A 15,531-nucleotide genomic window follows, 5' to 3' on the forward strand; every position below is an offset into this window, starting at 1 on the left:
GACACTCAACACACCATGAGCGAAGATCGATCGGGACAGCCGAAAGGCTGGTTAGAAAAGCTTTCCCAAGCGTTTAATGACGAACCTCGCAGCCGCGAGGATCTGTTAACCGATTTGCGTCAAGCGACCGACGAAAATCTGCTAGATAACGAAGCACTGACCATTATGGAAGGTGCCATGCAAGTATCAGACATGCAGGTTCGTGATGTAATGATCCCTCGCTCACAAATGGTAGTTGTGGAAGCGGATCAAACGCCTAAAGAGTTCCTACCAGTTATTATTTCCAGCGCGCACTCTCGCTTCCCAGTGATCGGTGAAACGCCAGATGAAATCCTTGGTGTCCTGCTCGCAAAAGACCTTCTTCCGCTAATTCTAGAAGGCAACCTTGAACAGTTTGATCTCAAAAGTAAACTGCGTACGGCAACCTTCATCCCAGAATCTAAACGCCTGAATATCCTACTCAAAGAGTTCCGTGTCACGCGTAATCACATGGCGATCGTCATGGATGAGTACGGTGGCGTATCTGGTCTAATCACCATCGAGGATGTTCTGGAACAGATCGTCGGTGAAATCGAAGATGAACATGATAGCGAAGAGGATGATGGCAACATCAAACCATTCGATAAGAATGCCTTTATTGTTAAAGCCCTTACGCCAGTTGACGACTTCAACGAGTATTTCGACACAACTTTCTCTGAAGAAGAGTTCGATACTATCGGCGGTATCGTTACACAAAAATTTGGTCGCATGCCGAAAAAAGATGAAAGTGTAGAGATCGATAACTTCCAGTTTAAAATTTTGTCTGCTGACACTCGTCGAATCCGCCTACTACAGGTAAGCCGTAACGGATAATCACTATGCCTCTGCAACTGCTACTCGTTTTGCTTGCAGGGGCATTAATTGCCCCCTCCTTAGCACCATTTAATACCCCCTATCTAGCCTTACTGCCTCCAGCTGTTCTGTTTCTATGCAGCCGGAACCGATCAATAAAGCAAAGCAGTTGGCTTGGGTATTTATTTGGTCTAGGTTTCTTTGGAACTGGTGCATCTTGGGTGTTTGTAAGCATTCATGAGCACAGTCATACACCCTTACCCATCGCCCTCGCCTTAACCGCACTTTTCGTGGCAGGCCTAGCTCTGCTCTTTGCGCTGCAACAGTACGCTTGGAAAAAGCTATTCTCAGCCCGCTTTCAAGCACTGAGTTTTATTGGCTGCTGGGTACTATTTGAGTGGCTACGTAGCTGGCTATTCACCGGTTTCCCTTGGCTGTATTTAGGTAACGCATCTTTAGATACCCCATTCCAGAATCTTTTACCTATAGGCGGTGTCTGGCTAGCAAGTTTTGCTATGTTGGCAACAGTGATCGCTGCAGCAGAATTTATTCGCAGCCGTAATCTGAGACCCTTGTTATTGCTGCCACTGCCATTGATAGCAAGCATACTCTCTTTTAATCCATGGACAGCTGCAACGGATAAGGCTCTGAAAGTCGCGATCGTTCAACCTAATATCCCGCAGCAAATTAAATGGGACCGGGAATATCGCCCTGAGATCTTCGCCAAATACATCAAGTTATCTCAACCTCATATCGACGCTGAGCTCATGCTCTGGCCAGAAACAGCCATTCCTGCACTGTTCCAACATGCAGCTACTCCGTTAGCTGAATTACTGAGCGACCTTGATAGTAATGGAGCGACATTAATCAGCGGCCTTCCTAGCACAACAAGAGACAACAACCACCCTAAAGGCTATCGAGTTCATAACAGCTTGGCGATTCTCACCACAGGCAGCGGTATCTACCATAAACAACGCCTAGTGCCCTTTGGTGAATACGTGCCGATGGAAACACAGATTAGAGGGCTGCTCGACTTCTTTAACTTACCAATGTCGAGTTTTTCTCTTCCACAAGGGGAACAACCACTGCTAACGGTCGCCAACCACAAGATTAGCGCCGCAATCTGTTACGAAATAGCCTACCCAGAACTAGTTAGAAAGAACTCGTTAAACGCCGATATATTGCTTACTGTGTCTAACGATACTTGGTTTGGCGCGTCCATCGCACCAGCTCAACATATGCAGATTGCCCGAGTAAGAGCGGTAGAAAATGGTCGCTGGCTGATACGAGGAACCAATAACGGCTTTACCGGTATTATCGATCCTCAAGGGCAGATCGTAGAACAGCTTCCACAGTTCCAGGCAGGCGTCTTACGAACACAGGTGTATAGCATGCAAGGTATGACACCTTTTCAGAAGTTTGGGTCTTTACCTACCCTGCTCTTAGCCAGTTTATTCGCACTATTTGGGTTAGGGCGTCATCAACTAACACTGCAAGACAACCCCTACCCCGATTTCAGTTAGTACAACTATTACGGCCAAGGCTGAGAAACACGTTTAAAAAATGTTTTCCCACATGCCTGACAAGGCTCCAGCTTTTCCGTTTTTTGTAAGCTAAACTGAGTGGAACAGCTTAAGCACTGCAATGTTCCTACTGTAGCTAGTTCACCAGCAATGTACTGATCCTCATCGTGGTCTAAACGCTCTCGTAACATCTCTTGCCCGATACGGGTTTGATCTGCTATCAACTTGAGCTGCTCAGCAAACGTATGCTCTAACGCATTCAAATCAAATTTCAGCCATGCAGCAATCCCTGCACCTGTTTCATGGGCATAGTAGCCCAATGTTTTAAGGTCTCGAGCTAAGTAAGCCTTAAGCAGATCCATCTCATCCCGAGTCATATCCTCTGCCGCTAACTCTAATTCCACAGCATCGTGGATCTTCTCCTGCAATAGATCCCAAGATTTAGCTTCCGACGTTTTCAGATCCTTTGTTAGCCGCAGAAGCACTCTGTCATAGTCAGCTGAAGCCAGTTTCGTTTTCTTATCGCTATCCGCGCCCATAAAACCACCTCGTTTTTAGCAGAAATGCTGTTTGCCCTCTTGTATATATTGTATGCTATGCCCCAATTAGCAAACTTTTATTAACCGGCGTCAATTGGATGCCGGTTTTTCATCATAGGCATTACGATTCACGAACATGAACGAACAATATCGCCCCCAAAAGATTGAACAAGCCATCCAGAAACACTGGCAAGATAACGACAGCTTCAAATGTGAAGAAGATCTGCAGAAAGAAAAATTCTACTGCCTGTCTATGTTCCCTTACCCAAGTGGACGTCTCCACATGGGTCATGTTCGTAACTACACCATTGGCGATGTAGTTTCTCGCTACCAGCGCATGCAGGGTAAAAACGTACTTCAACCAATGGGTTGGGACGCTTTCGGTCTACCTGCAGAAAACGCAGCAATGAAAAACAACGTTGCACCAGCGAAATGGACCTATGAAAACATCGATTACATGCGTAACCAGCTGCAGCAAATGGGCTTTGGTTACGACTGGAACCGTGAACTAGCAACTTGTCACCCAGAGTACTACCGCTGGGAGCAATGGTTCTTCACTAAGCTGATGGACAAAGGCTTAGTTTACAAGAAAGAAGCTGAAGTAAACTGGGACCCTGTAGATCAAACCGTACTTGCTAACGAGCAGGTTATCGATGGTCGCGGCTGGCGCTCAGGTGCGCTAGTTGAGCGCAAGAAGATCCCTCAGTGGTTCCTTAAAATCACAGATTACGCAGACCAGCTACTGGAAGATCTAGATAAACTAGATCAATGGCCAGAGCAGGTTCGTACTATGCAGAAAAACTGGATCGGCCGTTCTGAAGGTGTTGAGCTAATGTTCGACGTTGACGGTTACGGTGAGCTAGAAGTCTTCACAACTCGTCCTGATACACTAATGGGTGTGACTTACGTTGCCGTTGCAGCTCAACACCCACTTGCACTTAAAGCTGCTGAAAACAATCCAGAACTTGCCGCATTTGTTGAAGAGTGCAAAAACGTAAAAGTTGCCGAAGCAGACATGGCAACGATGGAAAAGAAAGGCATGGCGCTTGGCATCACTGCCACTCACCCATTAACAGGTGAAGAAGTTCCTGTCTGGACTGCTAATTTTGTATTAATGGATTACGGTTCTGGCGCAGTTATGTCTGTACCGGGCCACGATCAGCGCGATTGGGAATTCGCGACCACGTACGGTTTGGATATCAAACAAGTTATCCGCCCACTAGACGATGCAGACGTTGATCTAAGCGTAGAAGCGTACACAGAAAAAGGCGCTTTGGTTAACTCTGGCGCTTACGACGATCTTGAATTCGACGTTGCCTTTAAAGCAATCGCATCCGACCTAGAAGCGAAAGGCAAAGGTAAAGTTACCGTTAACTTCCGTCTACGTGACTGGGGTGTATCTCGTCAGCGTTACTGGGGGGCTCCAATCCCTGTAATCAACTGTAAGAGCTGTGGTGCAGTGCCTGTTCCAGAAGATCAGCTTCCAGTTGTATTACCTACAGAAGTTGAGTTCGATGGTAGCGGCTCTCCAATCAAGAAGATGGAAAGCTTCATCAACACAACGTGCCCTAAATGTGGTGGTGCAGCTGAACGTGAAACAGATACATTCGATACGTTCATGGAATCTTCTTGGTACTACGCGCGTTATGCTTCTCGTAGTAGCGAAAATGCCATGCTTGAACCTGAAAAAGCGAACTATTGGCTTCCAGTAGATCAGTATATCGGTGGTATCGAGCACGCGATTCTTCACCTACTTTACTCACGCTTCTTCCACAAGTTGATGCGTGATGAAGGTCTGGTTGATAGCGATGAACCATTTAAACGTCTACTTTGCCAAGGCATGGTATTGGCTGACAGCTTCTTCTATGAAGATGAGAACGGTGGTCAGGTTTGGGTATCCCCATCAGATGTTGATATCAAAACTGATGAGAAAGGCCGCGTAGTGAGCGCAGCTCATCGCTCTACTGGTCAGGCGCTTCAGCATGACGGTATGTCTAAGATGTCTAAGTCCAAGAACAACGGCATCGACCCACAGGTAATGATCGATAAATATGGCGCGGATACAGTTCGTCTATTTATGATGTTCGCAGCACCACCAGAACAATCTCTAGAGTGGTCTGATACAGGTGTTGAAGGTGCACACCGCTTCCTTAAACGTCTATGGAAACAGGTTCACGATCATCTAAAAGTGGGTGGTTCTACTGCTGCTATCGACAAAGACAGCCTAACTGACGTTCAGAAAGAGCTGCGTCTAAAGGTTCACTCCACGATTCAGAAAGTATCTGACGATATGGAACGCCGCCAGACATTCAACACAGCAATCGCAGCTGTAATGGAACTGTCGAATACAATCGCTAAGTTTGTTGATATCAGCGAACAAGGCCGTGCGGTAATGCAAGAAGCACTAGAAGCAGCAGTATTGCTACTAGGCCCAATCGTTCCGCATATCAGCCACCAGCTTTGGATCGAACTAGGCAATGAAGGCGACGCCCTAACAGCTGCTTGGCCACAGGTTGACGAAAGCGCGCTAGTTCAAGACACCATTCAACTGGTTGTTCAGGTTAACGGCAAAGTACGTGCGAAGATCAATGTTGCTGCAGATGCAGATGAAGATGTTGTCCTTCACACAGCGCTAGCTGACGAAAATGTTCAAAAGCACATGGCTGATAAGACAATCCGTAAGAAGATTGTTGTACCTGGCCGCCTAGTGAACATCGTAGTTGGTTAATAAGCACAGATTAAGGAGCAGATCATGATCAAACAATGGCAATCATTGACTGGAAAAATCATTCTGTTGCTAACTCTGTGTGGATTCATGAGCGCATGCGGCTTTCAGCTGCGTGGCGCTCAAGAAGTTTCTGCAGACAAGCAGCAAGTAACGATTATCTCCGGTAATGCTAACTCTGAACTGCTCAAATCCTTACGCCAAAATATGAAATTTAATGGCGTTAGGGAGATAGCAGGTGCTCCTTACCAGATCCAGCTTCGCCAGTTCCGATATAAACGCCGCGCCGCGACAATAAGTAGCAGTGCTGATGTTGATGAGTATGAGCTATCGGTAGAAGTTGTTATGTTAGTCGCTGACCAACAGGGTAACCCTATAACCTCAGACATTAAACTTCAGCGCGATCGTACATATACCTACAACAAAAATGCTGCTGCAGCGAGCTCTGAACAAGAAGAGCTATTACGCCGTGAGTTGTATAACTCCGTTGCGCAATCGATTCTTCGCCGCTACCTATCCAATAACAGCGCTCAATAAGCCTGTATGAAACTGCGCCCAGAGCAACTTAGCGGTCATCTTAAAAAAGGTTTATCGCCGGTTTATCTGATTACCGGTGATGAGCCCCTACTCTCAGAAGAGAGTAGCGACCTTCTTCGTCAACACCTGCAACAACAAGGCTTTAGCGAACGTGAAGTACTTCATGTCGATGGTAGCTTCAGCTGGGAATACTTGCTTGAATGCGCCAACGCACTTTCCCTATTTGCAGAAAAGAAGATTATTGAGCTACGCCTTGGCAGCAGTAAGCTAAATAAAAAATCCAGCGAAATTCTACGCGAATACCTTAACAATCCAGCACCAGATAACATTCTGTTTATCATTGCCGATAAACTCGATGGTACAGCTAAAAAGAGCGCTTGGTTTAAAGCGATCGATAGCTCTGGTGTAATTATTGAAGTATGGCCTATTGAAGCTGAGCAGCTACCTAACTGGATTCGTCAACGCGCCGCTCAGATCGAGCTCAAACTCGATGATGAAGCAATCCAACTGCTTTGTGATCGTATTGAAGGCAACCTACTGGCCGCAAAACAGGAACTAAGTAAACTCAGCTTACTTTTCCCTAGCCAAGTCGTAACTGCCGACGATGTCATCAATGCCGTATCTGATAGTTCGCGCTATGATATTTACGGCCTCTCTGATGCCGCTTTACAAGGCCAAGCTGCGCGCTGCTGTAAGATTCTTCAGGTACTTCGCCAAGATGGTACAGAGCCTCCAGTAGTACTCTGGGCACTATCAAAAGAGCTTCGAACGCTAGCTGCGATTCAACAAGCGCAAAATAATGGCCAGTCCTTTGATGCCGTCTACCAACGGGAACGCATCTGGGGTAAACGCAAGCCTTTAGCCCGCAAAGCATCCCAACGCATTAGCGGTGCTCAAATCAACCAAGCCCTACAACAATGTGCCGAAGTGGATAAAATTGTTAAAGGTATGACCGTCGGCGATGCTTGGCTACTCCTTACTTCCATCTCGCTCACCTTGGCTGGACAAGCACTTGCGCTTCCAAATTAAGCATCCAAGAACACCTAGTCTCACCATTCATCATCAGTTATGATGCTATTATATATCAATGAGATAGGTAACTATGCGCCCACTCTTTTTAGGCCTTATTTGTACAATATCACTGGTATTAAGTGGCTGTGATAATGAGACTCCACCAGAACAGATGAAGTCTGGAGAGGATCTCTATGGTTACTACTGCAAAGACTGCCATACCAAGCATGGCCCCGGCGCATATATGGAAAAGTTTGCTGGAAAGGAACCGATGGAAGCCTACAAGATTATTTTGATGATCAAATACGGCTACAATAAAGATAAGCACAGCATGCCAGTTTTTGATCAACTTTCAGAAAAACAAGCTGATGCAGTTGCTCAATATGTGGTTAAACTCCAGCATTCACATATGATCTCTAAGTAATGCAACAGGGATAGCTCACTTAGCAGGCCTTAAATAATCTCCATATCGCTTAAAAATCTTTGCCAAATCAGCCTCATAATCGCCACTCGTTTCAAGCATGCCTAGTAAGCCAGCCCGCTTTTGCTTGTAATCAATAAAGCCAAGGGCTATCGGCACCCCTGCTCCATGGGCGATATAGTAGAAACCGGATTTCCACTTAGCCACTTTTGAACGCGTGCCTTCTGGGGACATCATAATTCTCAGCTCAGCGTGCTTTTCAAACTGCTGTACCGTCGCCTCAACCATATTATTCGACTTACTACGATCTACAGGAATCCCCCCCATCCAGCGCATCAACCCACCAAATGGAAATTTAAAGATACTATCTTTACCCACCCAATAGAGCGGTACATTCAGCGAGAAAGCCACCATCAGGCTAAACGGCATATCCCAGTTAGTAGTATGGGGAGCGCCAATCACGACACACTGCTTTAAATCTTTTGGGATATCACCCACAACCTTCCAGCCCAACAGATTTAGAACTGTTCGAGAGAACCAGCGCAAGCAGGGCTGAACCACAGGGGTGGAAAACATCGTCTTATGTAACATTACATCCCCGATAAAGGCGTTTAATTGGATTCAACAGCTATTATTTTAGCCTGACCATCTGCAGTTAGCGTCAGGTTTAACTTTACCTGATACCAACCCTTCGAAATGCCTACATCTTTCGCACTGATTAACTCATGCCACTTCTGATCGCCAATCTGCCAATCGATCTGCGCCGTCTCTCCACGTAAAGGTCGCGCTTTAAATCGAAACGCACAAAAACCATTTGGACCAACCTGCTGACAGATAATTTTACTCCTTGTGGATAAAACTTCGATCCGTACACTCGTTAAAGTTTGATTGGATAGATTTGTAACAGTGATTTGATCAAGTTCGGTAGGCGTGTTTGTTGGCTGAACATTTGGAGTACAGCCGGATAGCACTAAGAAGACAAATGGAGCTAGAAATTTGATCATAGGGGCAGTATAGCGAGTTGCCGCTAAGGAGTTAATGCCCCAGTTAATGCCTTAAGAGCTACAGCAACTCGTTCTAAAAAGACCTACCCAATATAATGATGCAGAACCTCAGTTTCCAACTTAATATTGTCGTGTAGCGGACAGCGTAAGCAAACTCTATCTAAGAACGCTTGTTTCTCGGCTTCGCTCAGATCAGCATCGATCTTTGCTTGAACGCTAATCGTCTGAAAGCCGACACGATCTTCAGTTTCCTTGCCCATGAGCCCCATTGGATTCAGATCACCATCTACTTGGATCTGCATGCTACGTAGCTCGATCTTTTCCTGATTCGCAGCAATTCGTGCAATTGAGCCGATACAACCCGCTAGAGAGAACAGGAAGTACTCAAGTGGTGTAGGGCCTTCATTGGTTCCGCCGCTCGCCTGCGGTTGATCGATCGTTACTTTGTGGTCACGGATATCCGCATGGATAGCCCAACCAGCATTCATTTTGGCAGTAACAGAGATGGTTTTAGTGCTCATAATAAACCTTAGTTTTTAACCTTTACTGCCTAAAGCAGCATTAATATTAGAAACACCTAATATATAGATTTTTCAGTTATAAGGAAAAGAACAAATAGCTATAAGAGCAGCAGCGCTAAGAACTGGTGCAAACTAGGACTAATAAAATCTCATATAGATTACAGCCTAGGCTGGAATGACAGCGGGTCACTAGCAATAAAAAAGGCCGTTCTAAGAACGGCCTTTGTGGATAACTTTAAGTTAAAGGAGTTCAGGACATTAACCTACCTTTTCACCCTTCGCTTGTAGATCGGCATGATAAGAGGAGCGAACCAAAGGACCACAAGCGGCATGTTTGAAACCAAGCTCTTTTGCAATGCGGCTAAACTCATCAAATTCTTCAGGGGTTACAAAGCGCTCTACCTTTAGGTGTGAACGGCTTGGTTGCAGATACTGACCGATTGTCAGCATATCTACATCATGAGCACGTAGGTCTTTCATTACCTCAATGATCTCTTCATTGGTTTCACCAATGCCCACCATCAAGCCAGACTTCGTACGTACATCTGGGTTCTTCGCTTTGTACTTTTTCAATAAGCGTAGAGACCACTCGTAGTCAGAACCTGGACGTACCGCTTTGTATAGGCGTGGTACAGTTTCCATATTGTGGTTAAACACGTCAGGCGGTGTTCCGGTAAGAATATCGATCGCGATATCCATACGGCCACGGAAGTCAGGAACTAGGATCTCCATCTCGATAGATGGAATACGCTGGCGCGTTTCGCTGACACAGTTAGCAAAGTGCTGAGCACCGCCGTCACGCAGATCATCACGGTCAACCGAAGTTACTACGACATAACGCAACTCCATATCCGCGATCGCTTCTGCCATCTCTCTAGGCTCATTCTCGTCTAGAGCATTTGGACGGCCGTGAGCTACATCACAGAATGGACAACGACGGGTACAGATATCACCCATAATCATGAAGGTAGCTGTACCATGACTAAAGCATTCGCCTAAGTTAGGGCAGCTTGCCTCTTCACAAACAGACGCGAGTTTATGCTTACGCAGCTTCTGTTTGATACTGTCCACTTTTGCACTGGATCCCATCCGCACACGGAGCCAATCTGGCTTACGCGGCATATCTTCTTTTTCAGTTGGAATTACCTTAATTGGAATTCGATCAACTTTGTCGGCGCCACGCAATTTAACGCCTTGCTCTACCCGCTTCTTCTTTACTTCGTTATTGTTATCTAATGACATCTAGGCTTAATCCAGAGTAGTTTGTCGAGTGACTTCTTTATACCCTAGCTTGGTAATAAGGATATCCAGAAGACGCTGCGTTGCCTCAACCTGATCAAGGTCAGAAGTTAACGCGCCAAGTTGTGTCATCGCCATACCGGCATAGCCACATGGGTTTATTCTTAAAAAGGGTTCTAAATCCATAGCAAGGTTAAGAGCCAAACCATGGAAAGAGCAACCTCGGCGAACCCTAAGGCCTAAGGATGCAATTTTACTATTATCCACATAGACGCCGGGCGCATCCGGCTTGGCATAAGCTTCTATGCCATAGGACTGGACTGTTTCAACAACGGATTCTTCCATTATTGAAACCAACTCACGTACGCCTATTTTCTTACGCTTTAAATTCAGCAGCAGGTAGATAATTGCCTGTCCAGGGCCGTGGTAAGTGACTTGGCCACCCCGATCAACCTGAACAACCGGAATATCACCCGTACCTAACAGGTGCTCCTCTTTACCTGCTTGCCCCTGTGTAAACACAGGTTCATGTTGCAGCGACCAAATTTCATCCACGACCGAGTCATCACGCTCATTAGTGAAATTTTGCATCCGCTGCCATGTTGGTTCGTAAGGCTGTAAACCTAAATCCCTGACAATTAGCTGATCAGGGTTCATCAGATCACCATCTTTACGCGATCAGACGCGATTAACGCTTCGTGCAGGGCTTTAAGCTGCTCAACACTCTGCGCTGTAATCTTAAAGCGTACGGATTGAAATGTACCTTTACGGCTATCCTGCAAAGTAACCTTTGAGATATCCAGATCCGGAACATGAATCTGAACAATTTCGATAACGTGGCCGCGAAAATCTTCACTATTTACCCCAACTACTTTAATTGGATAGTCAGGACATGGAAATTCGATCTTTGGCGGTTCTTGCTGCTTATCTGTCATAAACTCTGTCTAATTCTCCGTTGGCTTACCGGTCATCAACTGCCGCTGATACTCAGAAAACTTTTCAAAAATCTTCCGCCAAACCGGACCTTTCTGACCATCACCAATCTGATGACCATCAACCTCAATTATAGGCACTATACCTCGGGTGGAACTGGACACCCAAACCTCATCCGCAGCCAGTAACTTATCATAATCAATATCAATCTCCTGATATTGAATCGCATACTGGTCTGACAATTCGAGAATGAGCTCTCGGGTAATGCCACCTAAAATCTCTGAACTACGTTTAGGAGTGTAGAGAACTCCGCGCTTCACCAGGAACAGATTACAGGCTGAGCCCTCGGTTAACCGATCATCCCGGGAGAACAGCGCTTCATCCACACCTTCATCTTTGGCTTGCTGTAACACAAGTATATTTGGCAGCAAACAGGTCGATTTTATATCACAACGATGCCAGCGTAGATCTTCTGTAACAATCGCTTTCAACGGCACAACATCATCACAGCCCGCTTGCCAGATATCTTTAATTGGCGAGCAACAGGCAAAAATGGTCGGCTCTAAACTATCATCGTAAGCATGACTACGTTTACCGGCACTCCCCCGTGTGACCTGAAGATATACCGACAAATTGCCCCCACTATTCAACTCAACTAGCTGATTCATGATGGCAACCCAATCGCAGTTACTTTTGATTCGAACCGCGCGCAAACTATGCTCTAAACGATCCACATGCTCCTGCAGGCGAAACCCTATCCCCTGATAGTATGGAATCACCTCATAAACACTGTCCCCAAACAGAAAGCCACGATCAAAAACCGAAATTTTCGCTTCCTCTTGAGGGATGAACTCGCCATTCAGATAGACTGTATTCATATCACCTAAACGCAAATGCCCACATCTACGTTTATAGATGTGGGCATCCGTGCAGTTTTAAAGGGCAACGCTAAATGCGTTTAGCCAATTAAGCTGGTAAAGAAAAGTAGGATGGCATGCCAAATACGCTTTAACAAACCGGCTTCTGGAACAGCTTCCATCGCTACCAATGGCACCTCAGCGACCAACGCACCATCAAGTGTTACACGAACTTTGCCTAGCTCTTGTCCTTTTTCAATTGGCGCTGAAATAACCTTGTCTACATCCATTGTAGCTTGCAGTTTATCTGCCTGCCCACGCGGGATGGTTACTGTAAGTGAATCTTCAATGCCCATACGCAGTTGATCAGATACGCCCGACCACACTTTCGCTGTATTTAGTACGACATTGCTCTCGTATAGCTTGTGCGTGCGGTAGTAACGGAAAGCGTAGGACAGTAGCTTCTGTGTTTCACGTGCACGTGCTTCTTCGTCACTGGTACCTAAAACAACAGAGATGAGTCGCATACCATCACGCTTCGCTGAAGCCACTAAGCAATAACCTGCTTCATCGGTGTAACCTGTCTTCATACCATCAACAGTTTTATCACGCCAAAGCAGCTTGTTACGGTTTGGTTGGCGGATTTTGTTGTAGGTGAAATACTTTTCAGAGTAAATACTGTAAAGCTCAGGAAAATCATTAATGATTGCTCGAGCAAGCGTTGCTAGATCAGCAGCAGATGACTTATGGCCCTCGGCAGGCAAACCTGTAGCATTCAGGAAATTAGTGTTTTGCATGCCCAGTAGGTCCGCATGCTGATTCATCAGATCCGCAAAGGCTAGCTCACTACCCGCAATATGCTCAGCCACTGCAACAGATGCGTCATTACCAGACTGAATAATGATCCCTTTCATCAAGTCGCCAAGACGTACTTGGGTTCCTTCGCGAATAAACATGCGGGAACCTTGAGTCCGCCATGCTTTTTCACTGATAAGTACCAGGTCATCTACACCTACATTCCCTTTACTTAATTCATACTCAAGAATGTAGGCCGTCATCATTTTGGTCAGGCTCGCTGGCGCAAACGCCTTTTCAGCATTCTTAGACGCAATAACCTTACCTGTATCGGCATCAACGACAAGATACGCAGTCGCCGCAATTTGAGGTTCTGCTGGTATTAGACGTGCCACCGCATGCACTTGGAATGCAAACAGTGTCAAAAATAGTACAGAAAAGTACTTAGAAGCCTTATTAAACATTGTTTTCCAGAATCTATTTGGGGAAATAAAGACCCGCCAGATCATCATTTCCTTAGGTTTTAAAAAGTCCACTTAAACGCCGTGGATAACTCTACTCAAGCACTTAAGGGAAGTCCACCAACCGAGGATTCTTATGCCCCATCTGCTCAACTTTTTGGGTTAGATCCATCAGCGAAGTATCCGACTTTAATGGTCCAATTTGGACACGATACAAAGTACGGTCATTAGTCGTCGTAGGACGAATTAATACCGCAAGCTCAGGTAATAATGGACGCAACTGGCTTTCCACATATTCTGCTGAATCTCTATTGGAGTAAGCTCCCACTTGCAGGTAACGCCCTGCTATATTTGCAGTTGGCTCTGGAGCAGCTGCAACAACGGCTCCAGACTTTTGCCATGCTCTTGGGTCGATCGCTTCTAATCGCACATTACCTGTACCATGCTTGAGAATATCTAACTTAGATGCTGCAGCATAAGACAGATCAATAATACGGTTGCCATGGAAAGGGCCACGATCATTCACCCTTACAATCACCTGACGATTATTCGCCAAGTTCGTTACCTTCAAATAAGTCGGGATCGGCAATGATTTATGGGCAGCCGACATCTTATACATGTCATAAATTTCACCATTAGAGGTTTTATGACCATGAAACTTCTTACCGTACCAGGAAGCTGTACCTGTCTCGTTATATCCTAACGAGCTATTCATTACCCAATACTGTTTGCCAAATACCGTATAAGGGCTTTTATTACCCCCACGACTCTTTGGCTCTACTTTTGGTACCGCATCTTTTACATGAGATACATCTACTGGACGATCAGGTGCTTTATCATGGCGCATTGAATAGCGGCCACTATTGGTCGTTGTGCTTGTAGAAGAACAGCCGACCAAAGCAAGTGCCAATAGAACTAGACCAATTTTTTGCAGCATAGCCTACTCGTAAAATTATTATTTTTTAGCAATTTGGCCTGATTCCGCTTTCTCATAAGCAGCTTTAATCTGCTCACTTAAGCGATAAACAGCCATTGCGTATAGCTTACTATGGTTGTAACGGGTAATAACATAGAAGTTATGAAGACCTAACCAATACTGCTCATCTTCACCCATGACTAAGCGCATCAGAATTGCCTTTCCTTCAGCATCTAAATCCAGCTGCGGCTGCACTCCACGCGCCTGCCACTCGCCAAGAGTATGTTTAGGAATCAACCCCTTACGACCAACACTGTACCAGTTTTCGTCCCTTTCTTTCTGGAAAGACACAGCACTAATTACAGGCTCACCCGGCTTCCATTTATGCTCGGCAAAGTAGTTAGCTACACTGCCAATTGCATCGCGTTTGTTTTTCCAGATATCGCGCTTACCATCTTCATCAAAATCGATAGCAAAGTTACGGTAACTAGACGGGATAAACTGGCCGTAACCCATTGCGCCAGCATATGAACCTTTCAGTGATGTGATCTCTACTTGTTCTTCGCGGACTAGCAAGAGGTACTCTTTCAACTGTCCTAAGAAGAATTCACTACGACGGGGATAATCGAAGCCTAAAGTCGTTAGCGCATCCAACACACGGTAGCTACCTGTAATCCGCCCGTAGCGGGTTTCTACACCGATAATCGAAACAATAATCTCAGCAGGAACACCATATTTCTTTTCCGCATCCAGTAGCGCCTGACGGTTTTCCTGCCAAAACTCAACACCTTGATTAATACGTTTTTCCTTTAAGAATATCTTGCGGTATTGCCCCCAATTCAATGTCCCTTCTGCAGGTCGAGAGATCGCTTTCAATATAGAGGTTTGACGTTTAGCTTTACCTAGTACTTCACGCAGGTAAGCCTCTTCAAAGCCTTCCGCTTTCATTTCTTCAATAAACTGCTGTGCACGTGGGTAATCGGCATAAGAACCACCACGAACAGACGCCAACAACTCTTCCTGAGTCATTCTTTTCGTAGCTTTAGCCTTTCTCTCTTGCTTAACAACACCGTCCTTTGTAGCTGTGTTAGCTACGTTTTCAGATGTAACAATTTGCTCTGTAGATTTAACCTCTGCTGTTGGTTTCTCTGTGATTACACAACCGGTGAGTAAAACACCCGCAGCAACTGCCATTGGTACAAGAAATTTAGATTTCAT

Annotated in this window: 17 protein-coding genes; 6 read left to right on the forward strand and 11 right to left on the reverse strand. The window is 45.7% G+C overall.

Translation table 11 applies throughout. The features are described from left to right. Positions 1 to 15: 15 nt before the first annotated feature. Positions 16 to 852, forward strand: coding sequence for an HlyC/CorC family transporter (locus tag ACMXYR_RS14205; protein ID WP_415902088.1), 837 nt, complete (start codon positions 16 to 18; stop codon positions 850 to 852). 5 nt (positions 853 to 857) lie between these two features. Continuing rightward, positions 858 to 2,354 carry an apolipoprotein N-acyltransferase gene (lnt, locus tag ACMXYR_RS14210; protein ID WP_415902089.1) on the forward strand — a complete coding sequence of 499 codons (1,497 nt, stop codon included), beginning with the start codon at positions 858 to 860 and terminating at the stop codon, positions 2,352 to 2,354. An 8-nt stretch (positions 2,355 to 2,362) separates the two neighbouring features. On the opposite strand, the gene ACMXYR_RS14215 is transcribed toward lnt, so the two are convergent. Further along, positions 2,363 to 2,893 carry a zinc ribbon-containing protein gene (locus ACMXYR_RS14215; protein ID WP_415902090.1) on the reverse strand — a complete coding sequence of 177 codons (531 nt, stop codon included), beginning with the start codon at positions 2,891 to 2,893 and terminating at the stop codon, positions 2,363 to 2,365. 136 nt (positions 2,894 to 3,029) lie between these two features. On the opposite strand from ACMXYR_RS14215, the gene leuS reads away from it, so the two are divergent. From leuS to ACMXYR_RS14235, 4 genes are all read left to right on the forward strand, one after another. Next, on the forward strand, positions 3,030 to 5,621 hold the full coding sequence (gene leuS, locus ACMXYR_RS14220) for a leucine--tRNA ligase (RefSeq protein ID WP_415902091.1): 2,592 nt from the start codon (positions 3,030 to 3,032) through the stop codon (positions 5,619 to 5,621). 24 nt (positions 5,622 to 5,645) lie between these two features. Then, positions 5,646 to 6,155, forward strand: a complete 510-nt coding sequence (gene lptE, locus ACMXYR_RS14225; protein ID WP_415902092.1) for an LPS assembly lipoprotein LptE — start codon at positions 5,646 to 5,648, stop codon at positions 6,153 to 6,155. A 6-nt stretch (positions 6,156 to 6,161) separates the two neighbouring features. Then, complete coding sequence (gene holA / locus ACMXYR_RS14230) at positions 6,162 to 7,184, forward strand: DNA polymerase III subunit delta (RefSeq protein ID WP_415902093.1); 1,023 nt, start codon at positions 6,162 to 6,164, stop codon at positions 7,182 to 7,184. 73 nt (positions 7,185 to 7,257) lie between these two features. Further along, complete coding sequence (locus tag ACMXYR_RS14235; protein WP_415885889.1) at positions 7,258 to 7,590, forward strand: c-type cytochrome; 333 nt, start codon at positions 7,258 to 7,260, stop codon at positions 7,588 to 7,590. A gap of 15 nt (positions 7,591 to 7,605) precedes the next feature. On the opposite strand, the gene ACMXYR_RS14240 is transcribed toward ACMXYR_RS14235, so the two are convergent. From ACMXYR_RS14240 to mltB, 10 genes are all read right to left on the reverse strand, one after another. After that, a complete protein-coding gene (locus ACMXYR_RS14240) occupies positions 7,606 to 8,178 on the reverse strand; it encodes a lysophospholipid acyltransferase family protein (protein WP_415902094.1) in 573 nt (190 codons plus the stop codon). Between the two features lie 20 nt (positions 8,179 to 8,198). Next, positions 8,199 to 8,591, reverse strand: coding sequence for a hypothetical protein (locus ACMXYR_RS14245; RefSeq protein WP_415902095.1), 393 nt, complete (start codon positions 8,589 to 8,591; stop codon positions 8,199 to 8,201). Between the two features lie 83 nt (positions 8,592 to 8,674). After that, positions 8,675 to 9,112, reverse strand: a complete 438-nt coding sequence (locus tag ACMXYR_RS14250) for an OsmC family protein (protein ID WP_415902096.1) — start codon at positions 9,110 to 9,112, stop codon at positions 8,675 to 8,677. 258 nt (positions 9,113 to 9,370) lie between these two features. Further along, positions 9,371 to 10,354: a lipoyl synthase gene (gene lipA / locus ACMXYR_RS14255; RefSeq protein ID WP_415902097.1), complete on the reverse strand. Its 984-nt coding sequence runs from the start codon at positions 10,352 to 10,354 to the stop codon at positions 9,371 to 9,373. Between the two features lie 6 nt (positions 10,355 to 10,360). After that, positions 10,361 to 11,008 carry a lipoyl(octanoyl) transferase LipB gene (gene lipB, locus ACMXYR_RS14260; RefSeq protein ID WP_415902098.1) on the reverse strand — a complete coding sequence of 216 codons (648 nt, stop codon included), beginning with the start codon at positions 11,006 to 11,008 and terminating at the stop codon, positions 10,361 to 10,363. Beyond that, complete coding sequence (locus tag ACMXYR_RS14265; protein ID WP_415902099.1) at positions 11,008 to 11,286, reverse strand: YbeD family protein; 279 nt, start codon at positions 11,284 to 11,286, stop codon at positions 11,008 to 11,010. The genes lipB and ACMXYR_RS14265 overlap by 1 nt, the downstream gene beginning before the upstream one ends. A 9-nt stretch (positions 11,287 to 11,295) precedes the next feature. Then, the gene (locus tag ACMXYR_RS14270; protein WP_415902100.1) at positions 11,296 to 12,162 is read right to left on the reverse strand and encodes an aminotransferase class IV; all 867 of its coding nucleotides are present in this window, start codon (positions 12,160 to 12,162) and stop codon (positions 11,296 to 11,298) included. Positions 12,163 to 12,242: 80 nt separating this feature from the next. Further along, a complete protein-coding gene (locus tag ACMXYR_RS14275; RefSeq protein ID WP_415902101.1) occupies positions 12,243 to 13,400 on the reverse strand; it encodes a D-alanyl-D-alanine carboxypeptidase family protein in 1,158 nt (385 codons plus the stop codon). 103 nt (positions 13,401 to 13,503) lie between these two features. After that, positions 13,504 to 14,334 carry a septal ring lytic transglycosylase RlpA family protein gene (locus tag ACMXYR_RS14280; protein WP_415902102.1) on the reverse strand — a complete coding sequence of 277 codons (831 nt, stop codon included), beginning with the start codon at positions 14,332 to 14,334 and terminating at the stop codon, positions 13,504 to 13,506. 18 nt (positions 14,335 to 14,352) lie between these two features. After that, on the reverse strand, positions 14,353 to 15,531 hold the full coding sequence (gene mltB / locus ACMXYR_RS14285; RefSeq protein WP_415902103.1) for a lytic murein transglycosylase B: 1,179 nt from the start codon (positions 15,529 to 15,531) through the stop codon (positions 14,353 to 14,355).

The sequence above is a fragment of the Neptuniibacter sp. QD29_5 genome, from assembly GCF_047778125.1.
Lineage (GTDB): Bacteria > Pseudomonadota > Gammaproteobacteria > Pseudomonadales > Balneatricaceae > Neptuniibacter.

What these genes read in the sequence shown, in the direction of transcription:
- ACMXYR_RS14205 (WP_415902088.1), top strand. Translation starts at nt 16, where the DNA reads ATGAGCGAAGATCGATCGGGACAGCCGAAAGGCTGGTTAGAAAAGCTT.
- lnt (WP_415902089.1), top strand. Translation starts at nt 858, where the DNA reads ATGCCTCTGCAACTGCTACTCGTTTTGCTTGCAGGGGCATTAATTGCC.
- ACMXYR_RS14215 (WP_415902090.1), bottom strand. Translation starts at nt 2,893, where the DNA reads ATGGGCGCGGATAGCGATAAGAAAACGAAACTGGCTTCAGCTGACTAT.
- leuS (WP_415902091.1), top strand. Translation starts at nt 3,030, where the DNA reads ATGAACGAACAATATCGCCCCCAAAAGATTGAACAAGCCATCCAGAAA.
- lptE (WP_415902092.1), top strand. Translation starts at nt 5,646, where the DNA reads ATGATCAAACAATGGCAATCATTGACTGGAAAAATCATTCTGTTGCTA.
- holA (WP_415902093.1), top strand. Translation starts at nt 6,162, where the DNA reads ATGAAACTGCGCCCAGAGCAACTTAGCGGTCATCTTAAAAAAGGTTTA.
- ACMXYR_RS14235 (WP_415885889.1), top strand. Translation starts at nt 7,258, where the DNA reads ATGCGCCCACTCTTTTTAGGCCTTATTTGTACAATATCACTGGTATTA.
- ACMXYR_RS14240 (WP_415902094.1), bottom strand. Translation starts at nt 8,178, where the DNA reads ATGTTACATAAGACGATGTTTTCCACCCCTGTGGTTCAGCCCTGCTTG.
- ACMXYR_RS14245 (WP_415902095.1), bottom strand. Translation starts at nt 8,591, where the DNA reads ATGATCAAATTTCTAGCTCCATTTGTCTTCTTAGTGCTATCCGGCTGT.
- ACMXYR_RS14250 (WP_415902096.1), bottom strand. Translation starts at nt 9,112, where the DNA reads ATGAGCACTAAAACCATCTCTGTTACTGCCAAAATGAATGCTGGTTGG.
- lipA (WP_415902097.1), bottom strand. Translation starts at nt 10,354, where the DNA reads ATGTCATTAGATAACAATAACGAAGTAAAGAAGAAGCGGGTAGAGCAA.
- lipB (WP_415902098.1), bottom strand. Translation starts at nt 11,008, where the DNA reads ATGAACCCTGATCAGCTAATTGTCAGGGATTTAGGTTTACAGCCTTAC.
- ACMXYR_RS14265 (WP_415902099.1), bottom strand. Translation starts at nt 11,286, where the DNA reads ATGACAGATAAGCAGCAAGAACCGCCAAAGATCGAATTTCCATGTCCT.
- ACMXYR_RS14270 (WP_415902100.1), bottom strand. Translation starts at nt 12,162, where the DNA reads ATGAATACAGTCTATCTGAATGGCGAGTTCATCCCTCAAGAGGAAGCG.
- ACMXYR_RS14275 (WP_415902101.1), bottom strand. Translation starts at nt 13,400, where the DNA reads ATGTTTAATAAGGCTTCTAAGTACTTTTCTGTACTATTTTTGACACTG.
- ACMXYR_RS14280 (WP_415902102.1), bottom strand. Translation starts at nt 14,334, where the DNA reads ATGCTGCAAAAAATTGGTCTAGTTCTATTGGCACTTGCTTTGGTCGGC.
- mltB (WP_415902103.1), bottom strand. Translation starts at nt 15,531, where the DNA reads ATGAAATCTAAATTTCTTGTACCAATGGCAGTTGCTGCGGGTGTTTTA.